Source organism: Natrinema hispanicum, from assembly GCF_004217335.1.
Taxonomy (GTDB): Archaea; Halobacteriota; Halobacteria; order Halobacteriales; family Natrialbaceae; genus Natrinema; species Natrinema hispanicum.
In genome coordinates, this window is record NZ_SHMP01000004.1 from 497,496 (window position 1) to 515,644 (window position 18,149).

The following is an 18,149-nucleotide window of genomic DNA, read 5'->3' on the forward strand; positions in this document are numbered from 1 at the left end:
GCGGTGCGTGCGGTTGTCCACTATCCGAGCTTCGACCGTCCTGGCGGCCTGTCGTGGTCGGCACGGTGCTGGAGCAACTCGCCGTACTGTTCGACTTTGATGATGCAATCGGAGCGGGGGCGTGCGACACAGGTAAGGACGAATCCCGCCGCCTCATCTTCGGGATAGTACCGCTTGGCCCGACTGTGGTCGACCTCGCCGGAGATGAGTGTCGCCCCGCAGGTGATACACCAGCCCTGCTGGCAGTCCGCAGAAAGCCAGATGCCCGCCGACCGGGCCGCCTCGAGAATCGATTCGTCCTCACGGACCTCGATCGTTCGGGATTCACCGGCAGCGTCCAGATCGGCGTCTGCCGGCACGCGAAGTTCGACATCCCACGTCGTGGGGGCTGTCACGGATGCAGATACGGCTGGCCGCGAAAAAGGCCTCCGGTCGGCAGCCTGCAAGCACCCGTCTTGCCGACAATGACCGACTGATACGGTCTGCTGTACCGATTTACCGGTGCAACCGCAGGACGGTTCGGGGTTGCACCGGAAATGACTGACAGCAAACCGCATGAGTTTCGCGTCGCTCGAGCGGAGACGAATCGGCCGGAACGCGCTGGGGCGGCCTATTTCAGCCGCGTCGGTGTCAATTCGCCATGGCGAACATCGCCATTACCGGCGCGGCGGGAAACGTTGGGCGGGCGATCGTCGACGCGTTCCCGGCCGACGAGCACGACTTGACCCTATTCTCTCACAGCGAGACCGCAGCCCTCGAGACGACGCTCCTCGAGATTACCGACCGCGAACAGTTCGTCGACGCGCTCGAGGGACAAGACGTGGTAATTCATCTCGCGGCCATCTCCTCGCCGCGAGCCACGTGGGACGACCTTCGCGGGCCGAACATCGACGGGCTCTCCAATGCCTTCGAGGCCGCGATCGAAAACGATCTCGAGCGGGTGGTCTTTGCGAGTTCGAACCACGCGGTCAACATGGGAAACACCGTCTCGCCGAGCCGCCCGGAGTCGACGGTCGGCACGCCCGAAATCGTCCGGCCAGGCGATCCGGTCGATCCGGACACCTACTACGGCGTCACGAAGGTCTTCGGCGAGGCGATGGGCTCGTACTACGCGAACCGCCACGGACTCGAGGTGGTCACTCTCCGGATCGGCTGGCTGCTCACCCGCGACGAGCTCCGCCAGGAGTGTCGCGAGCGAGACGGAGCCGGCGAGCGCTACGCCCGCGCGATGTGGCTCAGCCCCGGCGACTGCCGACGGCTGCTCAACGCGGCCGCGACGGCGACGCTCGAAACGTCACCGCTGATCGCACACGGCATCTCCAATAACTCCAAACGCTTCCTCTCCTTGTCCGAGACGATGCAAGCACTCGCATACCGGCCCACCGACGACGCCGAAGCGGTTCTGAGCGACGCGTCGGACGGGCGAAACGGGCTCGAGACAAGCTAATTCTGGGCAGTCACGTCGACGTGTATTCGTTCCGAAACGGATCCACGGAATCGTAACACGGAATACCGACACGTTCGTAGGCACACACATGTCAGTCAAGGTGTCCGAGTCGACCGGCTATGGGCCGAACACACAGATGTCCCTGTTCGGCTACATCATGGCCGGCGTACTCGTGATCGTCCTTCTTCCGCTTCTCCCCGTGCTGGCTGTCGTGTGGGTTCTCTGGAAGGTGTTCGTCTCGGACGAGGAACTCGAGCATAGTTTCGAGACGTGGCGGCGTGAAGCAGACCGTGCCAGCACCGATCTACTCGAAGCCGATGACGATGCCGAGGCCGAGGAGGCCGAAACCGACGAAGACGCTTAGATCGAGTCGACGAAACGGCGGATCGTAACGTCGCAGTCACATTGTTTTCGCTTCACAGCCACCGCTATTAGTCGTCCGCACTGGCTGCTGTGCACAGACCAGACGGCGGCCCGCCGGGAAGCACGTCGCGGTCATGTAGGGCCGAAAACTCGAGGTCGGGCCCGCGGGCGACGATTCGGTGGGGGTTCACGTCGGGATGGGTCGTGTAGTAGTGTTCTTTGATGTGGGCCATATTCACCGTCTCGGCGACACCGGGTGTTTGGTACAGATCGCGCAAATACGGCCAGAGGTTGTCGTACTCACGGATGGACTGGGCATTACACATGAAGTGAGTATGATAGACGTTGTCGAATCGGACGAGCGTCGTAAACATCGCAATATCGGCCTCAGTCAGCCGATCGCCCGCGAGATAGCGCTGGTCTGCGAGCACCTCGTCCCAGTGATCGAGCGCCGCGAAGAGCTCGTCGACTGCCTCGTCGTAGGGCTCCTGTTTCGTGGCGAACCCGGCCCGATAGACGCCGTTGTTGATCGGCTCGTAGATTTCGTCGATGATCCGATCGACCTCGTCACGATAGCCTTCGGGATAGAGGTCAACATCTCGTTGCGCATACTCGTCGAACTCGGTGTCGAACAGCCGCATGATCTCTTCGGACTCGTTGTTGACGATGGTGTCTTCGTTCCTGTCCCAGAGGACTGGTACTGTCACACGGCAGGTCGCGTCCGGGTCCGCGCGGACGTAGAGTTCTCGGAGGAAGTCCGCATCGTGGACGCCATCGCGGGTACAGCCGTCTTTGTCGGGCGTGAACTGCCAGCCGTCCTCGCCACGATATGGGTCGACGACCGAGACCGAAATCGCGTCCTCGAGCCCCAAAAGCGTCCGCATCAAAAGCGTCCGGTGGGCCCACGGACAGGCATACGAGACGTAGAGGTGGTATCGACCTGCCTCGGGCTGAAACCGGGCGTCGGGATCGTCTTGGATTTCGTGTCGAAACGGCGTCTCCTGGCGCTGGAACGAGCCGTCTTCGGTAGTGACCTCGAAGGCGTCGGTGCGCCACTCGCCGTCGACGAGCATATTCATACGATCGTCTCGGGTCGCAAGCGGGAAGTACCCTCGCTAACACCCGTGTCACCGGGTTCGCCGCCTGTCACTGCCACCCGTCGATCGAGGTCTCAGAGTGCCACGCTCACAACCCAGTATCCCGCTCCGAGTGTGACGAGGGCGATACCCTCGAGACGAGTTAATCGACGCCCAGTCGCGAGCACGACCGTCGCAAACGCGGTCAGCACGCAGAGCCACGCGATGCCGAGAAAAACGGCGGGATCGACCGCCGTCGGTTGGACGACAGCGACGATCCCCAGAACGCCGAGGACGTTGAAGACGTTCGAGCCGACGACGTTGCCCGCTGCAATGCCGACGTCGCCGCGACGGATAGCGACGACGGAGGTGACGAGTTCCGGCAGCGAGGTCCCGATCGCGACGATCGTCGCGCCGACCGCCCACTCGGAGATGCCCACGGCCAGGGCCAGTCCGACCGCCGCGTCGATCAGCACGCGCCCGCCGCCGATCACCAAGAGCAGGCCCACGAGGACGCGACCGCCCTCGAGCCCCGACCGGATTTCGCGTGGCGTCTCCTCATCAGCGTCGAGCGGCGGAACCGTCGCTCCGTCGTCGACTGTGTCGGGGTGACCGTCGTCCGCCCGGCTCGCTCTCTGAATTGCAACGCCGAGCGCGCCGAGGTAGCCGCCGAGCAACGCGAGCAGGATAATACCCTCGAGTCGCGAGACGGCTCCGTTCAGGAGGACGACGGCGGCGACTGCCGTCGCGGCAGCCATCGCGAGTGCGTCCCGACGGACCAGCGTCTCGGCGACCCGAAACGGCGAAAGGACGCCGATGAGACCGAGGATCACGCCAAGATTGAACAGGTTCGAGCCGACGACGTTGCCGACCGAGACGTCGCCCCGGCCCGCGAACGCGGCCTCGACCGAAACGGCGATTTCCGGCGCGGAGGTGCCGAAGGCGACGACCGTGAGGCCAACGACGAGCGCGGAGACGCCGGCCGCACCGGCGAGTCGCGAGGCCCCGGTCACGAGCAGGCGTGCGCCGCCCCAGAGCGCGATCGTGCCGACAATGAGCAATCCAGCATCGACGACGCTCATCAGTCCTTGGGTGTCCTTCGCAGGACGCGGTGAAAAACGTCGGGCACGGCACGTCGCCGACCGACCCGATCGATACGAGGCACAAGCGTTTAAGCGGTCCCCGTGAGCACTCGAGGGTATGGCAGACGACGGGGAGCGACACCGCCAGAGTCGGCTGTTCACGGACGAGGACGGCGGGTTCGACGCCGACCGCGCACGCGAGGAATCACTGCCGGTCGAAGATGGCGAGGTGATCGATACCGACGAATTGGCCGACCACCAGCGCTACATCGAGGGCCGGGGGATCTACGACGAGCGCAATCGCGTGAACGATCTGACCGGCAAGGAATGGAAGTACGCCACGAAGTCGGTGATCGCCGAAGGCTACCCACCCGACCTCCAACACAACCTGCGCAGCGAACACGGCGGGCAGAAACCCCCGCGGCTCTGTGCCGAGTTGATCGGTCGGTTCAGCAAGGCCGGCGACACCGTCCTCGACCCCTTCGCCGGCGTCGGCGGCACCTTGTTGGGTGCGAGTCTCTGTGAACACGAGGACACCGGCCGCCGGGAAGCGATCGGCTTCGAGCGCACCGACCGGTGGGTCGAGATCTATCACGAGGTCCTCGAGCGCGAAAACGATGAGCGGCGTGCGCGTGGCGACCCGCCACTCGCCACACAGGACATGCGCCATGGCGACTGTGCCGACCTGATCGACGACGTTGACGACGATGCGATCGATCTCCTGTTGACCGACGTTCCCTACTGGCACATGGACGAGCTCGAGCAGACGCGCAACGAGCGCCGGACCCGCGAAAGCAAGCTGGGCTCGTTCGATCGGTCTGACGAGAGTGACGACGAGAACGGCGACGCTGCCTCTGGGACGGACGTAACCTGGGAGACGAAAGCCGACTGGCTCACGGACATGGCCGAGAAGTTCGACCGGTTTTCGGACGCCGTCGCCCCGGACGGCCACGTCGTCGTCTTCATCGGAGACATGTACCGCGAGCAATCCTACGAGTTCCTCTCGGCGGAGCTCGCACAGGCGATCGAGTCGACCGCGCCGCTGTCGCTGGCGGCGAATCTGATCTGGTACGACCCGACGAAAGACCTCCACGTCTACGGCTATCCGTTCTCGTTTGTCCCCTCGATGGTCCACCAGAACGTGCTCGTTTTCCGTCTCGAAAACGGCTCTTCGTCGTCCGTCTGACCCCCGTCTGACGCGGTTTTATTATCCCACCGCGTGACGAAACCAATAGGCGCGCTGGCGGCCTCCCCACCACACTCCCCCCATCCCCTCGCCTGCGCGCCTGCTCCCGTTTCTCTTCCCCCATAACCATTCGGTCCGAGTGTCAGAGGCACGTCGAGGACACTGCGGCTCGAGCCGCGGAACCGTCCCTCACAGCCAGCGTCAGACGGGCCGCGATCAGTCAGTATGCCAGGAACTCGGACAACAGCCCGTCTCAAGCGCTGGCGGGTAACAGGGCGGCCCGAACCGCATCCGCGCGGTCGGTTTCGGTGATGACTGCGACCTCGTCGCCGGCTGCGAGTTCCGTTCCCGGAAGCGGAATCGTCAGCGGTTCGTGTGCGCGGCCATGGGCATAGATCCGCGCGGATTCGGGCAACTCGAGTTCGCTCATTCGCTTGCCGACCGCCGGTGATCCCTCCTTGATCTCGAGGACGGTCAGTTGGAGGTTTGCGGCGAGGTCGGCGACGACGTTGAAGTCGCCGCCAAGCAGGGCGGTTTTGGCACCTGCAGCGCCGAGTCGTTCGGGGTAGATAATCTCGTCGACCTCTGCGGCGTACTTTTCATAGATATCCTCGCGGTAGTCCGCGTCGATCCGTAAGACGGTTCGACAGCCGTGATGGGTCCCGACCATACAGGCCGCGAAGTTGACGTTGAGATCGGGTGTAAAAGCCCCGATCGCGTCGGCCGTCTCGATGCCTGCCTCGACGAGGACGTCTTCGTCAGACCCATCGCCGTGTACCGTCTCGAACTCGTCGTCGGACACACGCTTGAGCCGATCGATATCGGTATCGACGACGACGACATCGTGGCCCTCTTCGGCGAGGATCGTTGCCGTCCGTGAGCCGACTCGACCGTACCCAACGATCACAAACCTCATGGTACCACAGTACGCGTTCCGGGGTCAAATACGTTCGTCCACCGGTCGACAGACGCCGTCCAGCCACATCGACAGGTCGAGAGACGGATCGGTACGCTGTCAGCCACTATGCGCGAATGTACTTTCATGATAGACGGGGCTGGACAAAAACGCTTAACTAACCCGTGTTGCTACGCTCGAGCATCCAAAATGGGGGCTATCGACTTACTTTCGTCATATTTCGGATTTGACGAACATAATACCGACTTCACGACCGAACTGATCGCGGGGATTACGACGTTCTTGGCGATGTCGTATATCATCGTGGTGAACCCGACGGTGTTGCTGCCGGCGATTATGGGTTTCAACGAACAGGGCGAGATCAACCAGCAGACGACCATCGACGGGGCCGTCTACGACTCGAACGAGGTGTTCCAGATGCTGGCGATCGCGACGATCATCGCCTCGGTCGTCGCGGTGCTGGTGATGGCGCTGTACGCCAATCGACCGTTCGGACTGGCTCCCGGGATGGGACTCAACGCCTTCTTTACGTTCACCGTCGTCATCGGGATGGGGATTCCGTGGCAGACGGCCCTCGCCGCGGTTTTCGTCGAAGGAATCATTTTCATCGCTATCACGGCCGTTGGGGCCCGCAAATACGTCATCAACCTCTTCCCTGAGCCAGTCAAATTCTCGGTCGGTGCGGGGATCGGTGTCTTCCTGCTGTTTATCGGGCTGCAAGAGATGCAGGTCGTTACGGGCGATCCAGCGACGCTGGTCACGCTCGGTAACGTCGCACAGAATCCGGCCGCGATCCTCGGGCTCGCCGGCCTCTTCTTGACGTTTATCCTGTGGGCACGCGGGATGAAGGGCGCGATCATCGCTGGCATCGTCACGACAGCCGTTGCCGGCTGGGGACTGTTGCTCACTGGCGTTGCGAGTGCATCGGCACTCGCACCCGAGACGTTGCTCGACGAGAGAACCGGCGAAGTCACCTTCGAAGCAGTGACATCCCCACACTACGACATCACGCCGCTTGCCGGTGCGTTCGTCGAAGGACTGCGCGACATCGATCCACTGACGTTCGTGCTCGTCGTGTTCACGTTCTTCTTCGTCGACTTCTTCGATACCGCCGGGACGCTCATTGGCGTCGCCCAGTTCGGTGAGTTCTTAGATGAAGACGGCGAACTCCCCGAAATCGAGAAGCCACTCATGGCCGACGCTGTCGGGACGACCGTCGGGGCGATGGTCGGTACCTCGACGGTGACGACCTTCGTCGAGTCCTCGACCGGCGTCGAGGAAGGTGGCCGCACAGGATTCACCGCCCTCGTGGTTGGGGCCCTGTTCGCACTATCGCTGATCGCAGTACCGATCATTGCCGCGATTCCCGCCTACGCGTCGTTCATCGCGCTCGTCGCCGTCGGAGTCATCATGCTCCAGGGCGTCCTCGACATCGACTGGGAAGATCCCGCGTGGTCGGTCTCGGCCGGGCTCACGATCACGATCATGCCACTGACCTACTCCATTGCGACCGGACTGGCCGCCGGGATCATCGCGTATCCGCTGGTCAAAACGGCGATGGGTGAACGCAGAGACGTCCGGGTCGGACAGTGGGCGATCGCTGTCGCACTGATCGGCTACTTCTACGTTACCACCAGCGGGATGCTCGGCTAGGCCCACGGCGAACACATTCAAACAGCCACTGAGACGGGCTGCTGTACCGATTTCGGTGGGATCGCAGTGCGGATCGCGGTTCCACCGGTACTGATTGACAGTAGTCCGTACGAGACGGGCTGCTTCACTGCGCCGGGACCGACTGACAGGAAGTCCGTATGAATCAGTCCGCCCAACACGCGCTCGTATGCAATCGTTGCTGGCCGATACCGGACCATCGCAATCACTGTGCTCTTGGGGCTCGAGGCCCCTATCTTCAGTCACGATGGCAGACATCACGCTGTACGACCTCCCTGGCTGTCCATTCTGTGCGATGGTCCGGACGAAACTCGACGAACTCGACCTCGACTACGATACCATCGAGGTGCCCCGCGCACACAGCAAGCGGACCAAAGTCGAGCAAGTCAGTGGTCAGACCGGCGTCCCGGTCATCACCGACGAGGCGACTGGCGTCGACGGAATGCCAGAGAGCAGCGACATCATCGAGTATCTCGAGGAAACCTACGGCGACGACACGGCCTGATACGGACTACTAGTCATACAGCAGACCGTCTGAGTCTGCGGTCGATTCAACCGGACATCCCCGATTAGGCCGCTTCTTCGCGCTCCGAGCGTTCTCGGATGACATCTCGGAGCTCGTCTGCACTCCGAAGGTTCGTGAGTTCCTCGCGTTCGACCAGCGCAGTGCCGTCGACGGAGTCCTGTTTTGCGCGGTCGACGACGTAGACCGACCGTGTGCGGGTGACCTCCCCGATCGAACTCATGATACGGGCGCGTTTCTCTGCGGCCTTCGTGAACTTCGAGTGACCTGTCAGGACGATGTCGCTGTCGGCTTCGTCCTCGCTGACGGCCGTAAACGGCGAGCGAACCGTCGGATGCACGCTGTAGCCAGCCCGCGTGAAGACGGCGACCACCTGTTCGTCGTCCGGATCGGCCTCCGGATCGTCCGGCGTCGCCTCGCTTTCGTGAACCTCGTCGGCACCCTCGAGGACGTCGACCGGGCTCGTCAGGGGTGCGTCGAACAACTCCTCGAGTGCCATCGCAACCTCGACGGAGGCGTTCATGCCGTCTTCGTACTTCGAGACGGTCCGGCGTGAGACACCGAGTTCGCTGGCCAGTTGGCCGAGACTCCAGTCTTTGTCCTGGCGTTCGTCGGCCAGCAGGTCGCCGTCGATGTTGACATAGAGGCCACCAGGGGCGGCGTAAATCAACGGTGGGACGTTCTCGATAAACAGGTTATACGCCGTATCGGGACTGAACACGGGGACGCCATGGCGGAAATAGACGACGTCCGGTTTCAGGTCCTCATCACGGCTGCGAAGCCCGATGACCAGCGGCGTTGCCTCGAGGTAGGTTCCAAGCCGACGCATCTCGTGGCCGGTCGCCTCGTTGAACGCGTCGATGTTCGCGAGGATCTTGACGAGGATCAGATCGTCACCACGTCGGGCAGCAATATCGAAACTCTTCGGCCGAATCGCACACCGATCGCTCACCGCGAATCCCGCGTCCTCTAACATCGCGGTCACGTTGCCGACCAGTGCGGAGCGGGACATACGGGGTTGTAAGCGATTCCTGCTATAAGACGTTTTCCCCGTGATGTCTGCGTCCCGTGTCGCGATTCGTGTCTGTATCAGGAGTATATTTATATACCGGTTTCTACCGCCGGCGATGATGGGGCAGATCCCGAAAGGCGTTACTCAGCGGACGTGCAAACATCGGCGATGACCGTCGTCGGGATCGACGATACAGACTCGCGCGAGCTGGGAATGTGTACGACGTACGTCGCCGCAGAGATCGCCGACCGGCTCCGTCAGGATGGCGGACAGACTATTTCGCGGCTCCTGCTCGTCCGGCTCAACCCCGCTGTCGAGTACAAAACCCGCGGCAACGCCGCACTGGCGATCCATACCGATTGTGATCCTGATCGCGCGTACGCGCTCGCGAGAGAGCGCCTCGAGTCGCTGGCCGAAACCGGCGACGAGCGGACGAATCCCGGACTGGTCGTCACAGCGCACAATCCGGACGACGACACAGCCCCCGACGATGTTATGCGGTTTGCACGCGCAGCGATCCGCGACCATCTCGCCATCGCCGACGCCGAGGCCTTGATCGACCGCCACGGCTACCGGTCGTGGCACGCCGGCGACGGCCGCGGCCGGATCGGCGCGCTGGCTGCGATCGGGGCGTGGGACGCACTTCCGGAGTGGACCTACGAGTACATCTCCTATCGCGAGCCCGACCGATGGGGAACGGCCCGCGACGTGGACCACGAGAGCGTCTTCGCCGCCGCCGACTGGGGTTATCCCGACGTGTGGGATACGGTCGACCGCGGCGAAGACGAGACCGTCTGCGTGCCCCACACGCCCGGCCCGATCTTGCATGGCATTCGTGGCGACGATGCAGACGCCGTCCGTGCGGTCGCCGATCGGATCGAGAGCGAACCCGTCGACGCGACCCAACTGTTCGTCACGAATCAGGGGACGGATGTCCACTTGCAGGACGGCTCGCTGTCGACAGTCGAGGACGGACACGCCTATCGACTCGAGGGACGGGTCACGAGCAAGCCCGACACACGGCGCGGCGGGCACGTCTTCTTCGATCTCGAACTACCGGCAGCCGACGATGGAGTGAATGAGGACTCGGGTGACCGACTCACGTGTGCTGCCTTTGAGCCGACCAAACGCTTCCGGGATCGCGTTCGAGCGTTGCGTGTCGGTGATCGACTCACTGCCTGTGGCGAGGTTTCCGACGGCACGCTCAAACTCGAGAAGTTTGCCATCCGCGAGCTTGTGCGGACCGAACGGGTAACCCCGACCTGTCCAGACTGCGGTCGGACGATGAAAAGCGCCGGCCGGAATCAGGGGTATCGCTGTCGAGACTGTGAGACGACGGCGGCTGAGAAAGCAACGCGGGACCTCGAGCGCGACCTCGAGCGTGGGTGGTACGAAGTGCCGCCGTGTGCGCGTCGACATATCGCGAAGCCGCTCGTCCGGGGCGGATTCGACGCGCCGACACATCCCGAGCGGTAGCCGACAGTCCATCGTTCGAAGGGGAACTGGTGATACAATCCCCTGTCCTGAGTGACCGTGGACCTGCAGGAGCGGTCGCGGGCCCACTGGCACCCGCAGACAGGAGGCCGTATGGCAGTGGTTCGTCTGACGTGGCTTGCACCCGGCGATACGAGCCCGTCACCGGGCGATCGTGACCGAAACGGGAGCGCGACGGGTGACCGCCTCCGCGACGCTGCCCAGCAGGACTCTCGACATCCCGGACCGACCGGTACTGCCCATCACGACGTGATCGATGTCGTGCTCGTCGATATACCGGAGAACCGTGCGAGCGGTATGGCCCTCGATGAGCGCCGTTTCGATCCGCCGACCGTGTGTATCGGCGGTCGTCGCCGCGTCCTCGAGAAACGCTTGGCCCGTCTCCTTGGCGTATTCGTAGGGCGTCGTCCCCGGATCCGACGGGACCTGAGTGACCTGAATGACGTGCAAGACGTGGATCTCGGCGTCGGGAAACAGGTCGAACGCTTCCTCGAGTGCGTCGGTCGATTGCGAGGAGCCGTCGATCGGAACCAGGACGCGAGTCATAGTCCACGTAGACGCCGAGCGAGCAAGGATCTACCGCGACTGGCAATAGCCGTGATAGGTCAGTATCGATCGTGGTATCGGTTCAGGACGCCCTCGAAAAGCAAGAGTGCCATCGTGACCGGCGGCGCAGTCGCCGACTGGTTCAGTTGATGACGGCGCGACGGTCGTCATTGCCGACATCGACGCGGAGGGAAGCACCATGCCGAACTGTCCAGCCGTTGGAAAGACGGACGGCGCTCAGCCACGTTTCTCGTCGAGTTTCGATCGCAGTTGCCGCGCGATGACTTCATCGTCGAGCAGCGAATCGGGACCGGTGAAGTGAACGACCGGGCCGTTCTCGACACGAAGCCACTCGTCGCTGCCGGTGCCAGCGAGTGTCACGGTCCGGCGCGATGCGGGGAGTCCGTTGGCGCGTCGTCGACCGGTCTGTTCGCGAACGCTCGCGACCTCGAGTGGAGTCTCGTCGACCGGCGAGACGACGAGGTCGTACTGTGACAGTGACGGATCCAGCGTTCGCATCGCGTCACGATAGCGGCGAGCGGCGTCACAGGCCTGCTGGGCATCGCTGTGGCTGTCGAATCGCGCGTCCGTAACCGGTTCGGGTCGAATCCCCGATTCGCGACAGGAGACGACGAAGTCGCCCTCGGCGCTTTGAAGCGCGGCGACAGTGTCTCGTGCCGCCCTGATCGTTTCGACCGGCATCGCGTACCCGTCCGTTCCGGAGGTCGTCTCGGGGGTCACTGGTGAGACACCATCATGGGCGAACAGTCGACGTGCATGGGTCTTTCGACGACGCCGTTCCCGTCCCCGAATCGGTTCCGATACGCCGGGTTCGCATTCCCTGTCTGCTTTCCCGCCATGTTTTTAGGTAGACCTAAATCAATATAGGCATTCTGGTTTCGACCCGCCACGGCCACTCACAACGGTGTGGCCCACGCTGGGCAGTCCAACGGTCCAGCCGGCAGCGTCGCGAACAGGCACTCGCCTTGCGCATCTGTAGAACAGAACCGCCGTCGAGTCGGTGGGCAGTAAATCACTCAGGAACGGTTCTGGTAGTCAGCGCACGCTGACGCCGTGGCGGGTGAGGAACTCGGTGGCCCGTTTGATCTCGACCGGACTGCCAACGATCCGGCAGTAGTCCTCGCCCTCAGCGAAAACGGAGACCGTACAGACGTCATCGAGCTGCGTCTCGAGCCCCACGAGTGTCTCTCGGGGGAGGACGATCTGTGTACTGTCGCGCAGCTGCGACGCGTCTGGCATATGTGGTCGGTTGCTGGCCCGTCGTTTATGTGTGTCGAAACTCCATTAGTATTGGTAATTCTTTCGACGTATCGGATCGAGGCCATCGATCCGTCTCAGCGTGCGGGTCTCGAAAGGGTTTTTCGGCACGGCCGGTTGTGTACGGACAAATGGGGCTCGAGGATGAAATCGAGGCAATCGAGGAAGAAATCGCCAACACGCCCTACAACAAGTCGACGGAGGCCCACATCGGCCGGCTGAAGTCCAAACTCGCGGAGAAAAAGGAGAAACTCGAGAAACAGCAGTCGGGTTCGGGCGGCGGTGGCGGCTATTCCGTCGAGAAACACGGCGACGCGACCGTCGCGCTGGTTGGCTTCCCGAGCGTCGGCAAGTCGTCGATGCTGAACTCGCTGACCAACGCCGAGAGCGAAACCGGCTCCTACGAGTTCACGACGCTGGATGTCAACCCGGGGATGTTGAACCACCGCGGCGCGAACATCCAGTTGCTCGACGTACCGGGGCTGATCGAGGGCGCGGCGACAGGGAAAGGCGACGGGCAGCAGGTGCTGGCGGTCGTCCGCAACGCCGACCTGATCGTGTTCGTCCTCTCGGTGTTCGAGATCGACCAGTACGACCGCCTGCAGAAGGAACTCTACGACATCAACATCCGCGTCGACCAGGAACCCCCGCGAGTCACCGTCCGCCCGAAGATCAAAGACGGTATCAAGATCACCTCGAGCACTGATCAGGACCTAGACGAGAAGACGATTCAGGACGTGCTCCGTGACCAGGGCTACGTCAACGCCGACCTCAACCTGCAGGAAAACGTCACCATCGACCGGCTGGTCGACGGGCTGATGGACAACCGCGAGTACATCCCTTCGATTACCTGCGTCAACAAGGTCGACCTGATTCAGCCAGACTACAAAGAGACCGTCGACGAACAGTTACGCGAGCGCGATCTCGACCCCGAGGAGGTCACGTTCATCAGCGCCGCGAAAGAGAAGGGTCTCGAGGCGCTCAAAGACCGTATCTGGGAGAATCTCGGCCTCATCCGGGTCTACATGGACAAACCCGGTCGCGGTGTCGACTGGGAGGAACCGCTCGTGATCGAGGAGGGAGCCACCGTCGGAGAGGCAATCGAGAAACTCGGCGGTGAGATGGAAGAGCGGTTCCGCTTCGCCCGCGTCAGCGGCCCCAGCGCGACCCACGACGAACAGCAGGTTGGGATGGACCACGTCCTCGAGGACGAAGACGTGCTGAAACTCATTCTGCGTCGGTAGTCGGTCGGCCCAGCGTCGGTGGCCACGACAATCCGCGTTCGCGGTCCGAGCTAGAAACATCATTTCTACTGATTATTTTCACACTGGTATTGCTGAAGACAGTCAGAATACGCGATAGAATACCGTATTCGGCCACACTATTATGTATGATTGTTGATTCAATTCTCTCTGAATCGCAACGGTGATGATTCGTCGGACGCTCGACTAAGTAGCTATGGCAGAGTTCGGCGCGCTCTCGCTCGTTCCCCCACTGCTTGCGATCGGTCTTGCGATCGTGACCCGGCGGCCGATGCTGTCGCTCTTTCTCGGCATCTGGTCGGGAGCAGTCATCTACACTGGGGGCCTCGGCATTGGACAGACCTTCGACTGGATCGTCGCCGCGATCATCGTCGACGACGGCTTTCACGTCCAGATCCTCATCTTTACGCTGTTGCTGGGGTCGGGCGTTGCACTCATCTGGCGACTCGGCGGCGCACTCGCCGTCCGCGAGTGGGCGACGACCCGACTCGAGAGCCAGCGGACTGTCGGGATAACCACGTGGATTCTCGGGGTCGCCATGTTCTTCGACGACTACGCCAACACGGCGATCGTCGGGAGCACGATGCGTGAAATCTCCGACGAGTTACGCATCTCCCGCGAGAAGCTCGCCTACATCGTCGACTCGACGGCCGCCCCCGTCGCGACGCTCGGCATCTCGAGTTGGGTCGCGTTCCAGCTCTCGCTGATCAGTAGCGCCTACGAAGACATGGGCGTCGCAGAGGAAGCACCGACCGCGTTCGAGACGTTTGTCCGATCGATTCCCTACAATACCTACGCGCTGTTAGCGATCGTCATGGTCGGCATCGTCGTCTACACCGGCCGGGACTATGGCGAGATGCTCAACGCCGAGCATCGGGCGTGGACGACCGGGAACGTCAACCGCGAGGACGCACAGCCCCTGCAGAAGGTCGAGGAGGAACTGGGCGCGCCGATCGATCAGCGGCCGATGCTCCGGATCTTCTTCGCGCCCGTCGTCGTCCTGATCGTGGTAACGCTCGCGAGTGCGTTCTGGACGGGCTATCAGTCGTGGGTCTCGAGTCAGGCCGAAGCGGGAGCGGCGACGACAATCGGGGCGGCCGCGAACGAGACAGGACTGACGCAGGTGCTGATCGATATCGTCGGCGCAGGTGACTTCGCGACGGCACTGACGTGGGGATCGTTCGCCATGGTCGTCTCGGCGATCCTCCTCGGGCTCGCCTACGGGCTGTTCGACATTGGTGAGGCCGTCGACACCGTCCTCGACGGCTTTGGCATCATGCTGACGGCGGTGACGATCCTCGTTCTCGCCTGGACGATCAGCAGCGTCGCAGACACGCTCGGGACGGGCAACTACGTCGCCGGGATCGCACAGGAATACCTGTCGGCAGAGCTGCTCCCGGTCCTTATCCTGTTCGTCGCCGCCTTCGTCGCGTTCACGATGGGATCGTCGTGGGCAACGATGGGGCTTGTCACGCCCATCGCCGTGCCGGTCGCAACCGAGTTCGGGACGGGATTCGAACTCGTCCCGGTGGCCGTCGGTGCCCTCTTCTCCGGGGCGATATTCGGCGATCACGCCTCGCCGATCTCGGACACGACGGTGCTCTCAGCGACGTTTAGTGGAGCCGACCTGATCGATCACGTGCGGACCCAAATACCCTATGCCGCGACTGTCTTCCTCGTCGTCGTGGGCTGTTACTTGCTCAACGGCTATCTGGGTGTGTCCGCGATCGTCTTCTTGCCGCTTGGCGTCGTCGCCCTCGTCGGTCTCGTCGTCGGCCTCTCGAGGTTCGACGCCGCTCGAAAGGACCTCGAGCCAGTTGCCACGCAGACGACAGCAGACATCGATCGCCGTGGTCGTGAGACGACCACGGAATCGCCCGACGGAGCCGAGTAGACGACCGCAGCCGCCAATTTTTTGGAGTACGCAGGCTTCTACTGGGGTATGGACGGAACGCTCGACCACACGATGATTCGCGTCGCGGACCTCGAGGAATCGCTCGACTGGTACCAGACGCACCTCGAGTACGAGGAGAAAGACCGCTACGAGGGCGACGGGTTCACGATCGTCTATCTCGGGCCCGAAGAGATGCACGAGGAGGGGGCGATGCTCGAGCTCACGCACAACGAGGGCGAGGAACCCGAAGTGGGCGACGCCTGGGGCCATATCGCGGTCCGCGTTCCCGAAGGCGAACTCGAGGACTACTACCAGCAGCTCATGGACGAAGGCGTCGACGACTACCGCGACCCCGAATCCTGTGGCGGTCGGTACGCGTTCGTCAAAGACCCGGACGGCCACGAGATCGAACTCGTCCAGCGCGACCCCGACGAGGGGGCACGCTGGTCGCTCGATCACACGATGATCCGCGTCGAAGACGCTGACAAGGCGCTTGGCTTCTGGACTCGGAAGTTCGGCTACGACGAGGTCGGCCGCTGGGAAGCCGATACGTTCGCGAACTACTTCGTCGAACCCACGGACGCGGCTCCCGAAGCGATGTCCGTCGAACTCACCTACAACTACGACGGCCGCAGCTACGAACAGGGTGACGCCTGGGGTCACCTCTGTGTCCGCGTCGACGACCTCGCCGAGGACTGGGATCAGCTCATGACACGCGAGGCAGCCGACTACCGCGACCCCGAGAGCAACGACAACATGTACGCCTTCACGAAAGACCCGGACGACCACGAGATCGAACTCATAGAGCGCGACCTCGAGGCCGACTCGCTGTTCCCCTTCTAATACTGCCGGACAGCAGTCAATACGAAGTCGGTCGTGAATTCGCGGCCGTCTCCACCGGTGACGGCCGCAGCAGCGCGACCGATCGTCACGTCGTTCTATCCGGCAGTATAACTGCCTCGAGCGCTAGAGATCGGGAATCGGCACGACGACGACCGGCCGATCCGCAGCCGCGAGAACCTCTCGTGCAGTTGCCCCGACATCGCGCGTCGTGTCGGAATCGCCACCGTGTGCACCGATGACGATTTCGTCTGCATCGCAGTCCGCTGTGGCCTCGCAGAGTACGTCGGCAGGCGTCCCCGATCGCCGGTCGGTCTCGACGTCGCCGACGGCCGCAAGCCGAACGGTGGCGACGTTCAGCGCTTCGTCAGCATCGCGGCGTGCCGTCGGATCGTCCGCTGGCGCAACCGCGACCACCGAGACGGTATCGTCGGCCGTCGCGCGCTCATCGAGATAGTCGCAGATCGCCGCCGTCGTGTGGACGGAGTCCGTTCCCACGAGATAGTGCATAGCGTCCCTCGAACGGCAATCTCGAAGAATCCTGTGGTGCGTGTGAGCAGGGCACCCTCGAGTACACCGCGTTTTCCGACCCTGAAAACGCACTCGTATCACTAATACGATGGCACCGGATGAAGCGATTGGGGGACGAGAAAGCCCTTCACTGAACGCCTTGATGGTCCCCCGGACCTCCCCGCATCCGACCATCCCAGGGTCGCGACGCCTTCCACACGGTCCCGCGTACCCCCCCCCTCACGCGGGCCGTGTCGCGTCGATCGACCCTCGATGTGCCATCGGGGGTCAATAGCCTCCCCTTGCTTCGGCCCACCACTGCTGCCAGCGGCGTGCGGATCGTTTTCAAGTCGTCCAGCTATCCCGTTAATGATGACCGTACAACGAATACGTGATTGCGACCAGTCCGAACAGCCGACTCACGTTCTCGAGCAGCGCGATCACGATCCGTTCTGGGTCGATCAGCGTCGTCACCGCGACGTTGAGCACGAACGGACACAGCGTCAACAACAGTAATCCGATGGCGAGATACAGCATCGACTGGGCATCGTTTCGGCGGTAGCCGCGGTAGGCCTGATAGGCGATCAGCGTCCCAAAGAGTGCGACGAGAAAGAGACTCGAGACAGTCAACAGCTCGAACAGTGTCGCTTCGTCGATTCGCACAACGCTTTGCGTCATCGCATCCCCTCCCACATTCGGGTGAACTTGTCGGCGACGTCTTCCTCACGGTACGTTAGCTCGAGTGAAAACGAACCCTCGTCGAGCGAGAGTTCCAGTCGATCTAAGTTCGCACGGTAGACGCTGTAGTGGTTGCCGTCTTGGGCGAGTTCTGTCTCTTCGGTGACGAGGTGACACTCCTCGAGTCGGTCGAGCCGTCGATAGATCGTTGGGAGGGAGGCGTCACAGCGTTCGCTCAGGGTACTGGCAGACATGGGTTCGACGCTCGTGTGGGTGAGGATATCGCGTGCGTACTCGTCGTCGAGGACCGCGAGCAGCGTCGACAGGTCGGTGTCCTCACTCACTGGTATAGCTGTTCATTTCGGTATCCC

The 18,149-nt window shown here is 62.6% G+C and carries 20 protein-coding genes; 9 read left to right on the forward strand and 11 right to left on the reverse strand.

The window, feature by feature from the left end; genetic code table 11:
* Window positions 1-20: 20 nt before the first annotated feature.
* Window positions 21-395: a 2Fe-2S iron-sulfur cluster-binding protein gene (locus tag BDK88_RS09440; RefSeq protein WP_130500214.1), complete on the reverse strand. Its 375-nt coding sequence runs from the start codon at window positions 393-395 to the stop codon at window positions 21-23.
* A gap of 245 nt (window positions 396-640) precedes the next feature.
* Here BDK88_RS09440 and BDK88_RS09445 point away from each other — a divergent pair, with 245 nt between their 5' ends.
* Window positions 641-1,447, forward strand: coding sequence for an NAD-dependent epimerase/dehydratase family protein (locus BDK88_RS09445; protein ID WP_130500215.1), 807 nt, complete (start codon window positions 641-643; stop codon window positions 1,445-1,447).
* Window positions 1,448-1,535: 88 nt separating this feature from the next.
* Window positions 1,536-1,811 carry a DUF7535 family protein gene (locus BDK88_RS09450; RefSeq protein ID WP_130500216.1) on the forward strand — a complete coding sequence of 92 codons (276 nt, stop codon included), beginning with the start codon at window positions 1,536-1,538 and terminating at the stop codon, window positions 1,809-1,811.
* Window positions 1,812-1,878: 67 nt separating this feature from the next.
* Here the strand turns inward: BDK88_RS09450 and BDK88_RS09455 are convergent, their stop codons facing one another.
* Window positions 1,879-2,889 (reverse strand): glutathione S-transferase family protein, encoded by a 1,011-nt coding sequence (locus BDK88_RS09455; RefSeq protein WP_130500217.1) that lies wholly within the window; start codon window positions 2,887-2,889, stop codon window positions 1,879-1,881.
* Between the two features lie 92 nt (window positions 2,890-2,981).
* On the reverse strand, window positions 2,982-3,968 hold the full coding sequence (locus tag BDK88_RS09460; RefSeq protein WP_130500218.1) for a calcium/sodium antiporter: 987 nt from the start codon (window positions 3,966-3,968) through the stop codon (window positions 2,982-2,984).
* A 118-nt stretch (window positions 3,969-4,086) separates the two neighbouring features.
* Here BDK88_RS09460 and BDK88_RS09465 point away from each other — a divergent pair, with 118 nt between their 5' ends.
* The gene (locus BDK88_RS09465) at window positions 4,087-5,154 is read left to right on the forward strand and encodes a DNA methyltransferase (RefSeq protein ID WP_130500219.1); all 1,068 of its coding nucleotides are present in this window, start codon (window positions 4,087-4,089) and stop codon (window positions 5,152-5,154) included.
* 253 nt (window positions 5,155-5,407) lie between these two features.
* Here the strand turns inward: BDK88_RS09465 and BDK88_RS09470 are convergent, their stop codons facing one another.
* Entirely contained in the window at window positions 5,408-6,070 is a 663-nt protein-coding gene (locus tag BDK88_RS09470; protein ID WP_130500220.1) for a potassium channel family protein, read from the reverse strand.
* A 189-nt stretch (window positions 6,071-6,259) separates the two neighbouring features.
* On the opposite strand from BDK88_RS09470, the gene BDK88_RS09475 reads away from it, so the two are divergent.
* The gene (locus BDK88_RS09475; protein WP_130500221.1) at window positions 6,260-7,723 is read left to right on the forward strand and encodes an NCS2 family permease; all 1,464 of its coding nucleotides are present in this window, start codon (window positions 6,260-6,262) and stop codon (window positions 7,721-7,723) included.
* Window positions 7,724-7,988: 265 nt separating this feature from the next.
* A complete protein-coding gene (locus BDK88_RS09480) occupies window positions 7,989-8,246 on the forward strand; it encodes a glutathione S-transferase N-terminal domain-containing protein (RefSeq protein ID WP_130500222.1) in 258 nt (85 codons plus the stop codon).
* Window positions 8,247-8,310: 64 nt separating this feature from the next.
* Here BDK88_RS09480 and BDK88_RS09485 read toward each other — a convergent pair whose 3' ends face one another.
* Window positions 8,311-9,276 (reverse strand): transcriptional regulator, encoded by a 966-nt coding sequence (locus BDK88_RS09485; RefSeq protein WP_130500223.1) that lies wholly within the window; start codon window positions 9,274-9,276, stop codon window positions 8,311-8,313.
* 168 nt (window positions 9,277-9,444) lie between these two features.
* Between BDK88_RS09485 and BDK88_RS09490 the strand changes: the two genes are divergently transcribed.
* Window positions 9,445-10,752: a tRNA(Ile)(2)-agmatinylcytidine synthase gene (locus BDK88_RS09490; RefSeq protein ID WP_130500224.1), complete on the forward strand. Its 1,308-nt coding sequence runs from the start codon at window positions 9,445-9,447 to the stop codon at window positions 10,750-10,752.
* 159 nt (window positions 10,753-10,911) lie between these two features.
* Here BDK88_RS09490 and BDK88_RS09495 read toward each other — a convergent pair whose 3' ends face one another.
* From BDK88_RS09495 to BDK88_RS09505, 3 genes are all read right to left on the reverse strand, one after another.
* The gene (locus BDK88_RS09495; protein ID WP_130500225.1) at window positions 10,912-11,316 is read right to left on the reverse strand and encodes a universal stress protein; all 405 of its coding nucleotides are present in this window, start codon (window positions 11,314-11,316) and stop codon (window positions 10,912-10,914) included.
* A gap of 237 nt (window positions 11,317-11,553) precedes the next feature.
* Window positions 11,554-12,057: a DUF7552 domain-containing protein gene (locus tag BDK88_RS09500; protein ID WP_130500226.1), complete on the reverse strand. Its 504-nt coding sequence runs from the start codon at window positions 12,055-12,057 to the stop codon at window positions 11,554-11,556.
* Window positions 12,058-12,372: 315 nt separating this feature from the next.
* On the reverse strand, window positions 12,373-12,576 hold the full coding sequence (locus BDK88_RS09505; RefSeq protein WP_130500227.1) for a VNG_1110C family protein: 204 nt from the start codon (window positions 12,574-12,576) through the stop codon (window positions 12,373-12,375).
* 149 nt (window positions 12,577-12,725) lie between these two features.
* Between BDK88_RS09505 and BDK88_RS09510 the strand changes: the two genes are divergently transcribed.
* The 3 genes from BDK88_RS09510 (at window position 12,726) to BDK88_RS09520 (ending at window position 16,593) form a co-directional block, all read left to right on the forward strand.
* Complete coding sequence (locus BDK88_RS09510) at window positions 12,726-13,838, forward strand: OBG GTPase family GTP-binding protein (protein ID WP_130500228.1); 1,113 nt, start codon at window positions 12,726-12,728, stop codon at window positions 13,836-13,838.
* 214 nt (window positions 13,839-14,052) lie between these two features.
* Window positions 14,053-15,750 (forward strand): Na+/H+ antiporter NhaC family protein, encoded by a 1,698-nt coding sequence (locus BDK88_RS09515; protein WP_130500229.1) that lies wholly within the window; start codon window positions 14,053-14,055, stop codon window positions 15,748-15,750.
* 48 nt (window positions 15,751-15,798) lie between these two features.
* Window positions 15,799-16,593, forward strand: coding sequence for a VOC family protein (locus BDK88_RS09520; RefSeq protein ID WP_130500230.1), 795 nt, complete (start codon window positions 15,799-15,801; stop codon window positions 16,591-16,593).
* A gap of 123 nt (window positions 16,594-16,716) precedes the next feature.
* Here the strand turns inward: BDK88_RS09520 and BDK88_RS09525 are convergent, their stop codons facing one another.
* From BDK88_RS09525 to BDK88_RS09535, 3 genes are all read right to left on the reverse strand, one after another.
* Entirely contained in the window at window positions 16,717-17,100 is a 384-nt protein-coding gene (locus tag BDK88_RS09525; protein ID WP_130500231.1) for a universal stress protein, read from the reverse strand.
* Window positions 17,101-17,466: 366 nt separating this feature from the next.
* Window positions 17,467-17,778 carry a DUF7521 family protein gene (locus BDK88_RS09530; RefSeq protein WP_130500232.1) on the reverse strand — a complete coding sequence of 104 codons (312 nt, stop codon included), beginning with the start codon at window positions 17,776-17,778 and terminating at the stop codon, window positions 17,467-17,469.
* A complete protein-coding gene (locus tag BDK88_RS09535) occupies window positions 17,775-18,122 on the reverse strand; it encodes an ArsR/SmtB family transcription factor (protein WP_092935200.1) in 348 nt (115 codons plus the stop codon). Before BDK88_RS09535 ends, BDK88_RS09530 begins: the two co-directional genes overlap by 4 nt.
* Between the last annotated feature and the right edge of the window lie 27 nt (window positions 18,123-18,149).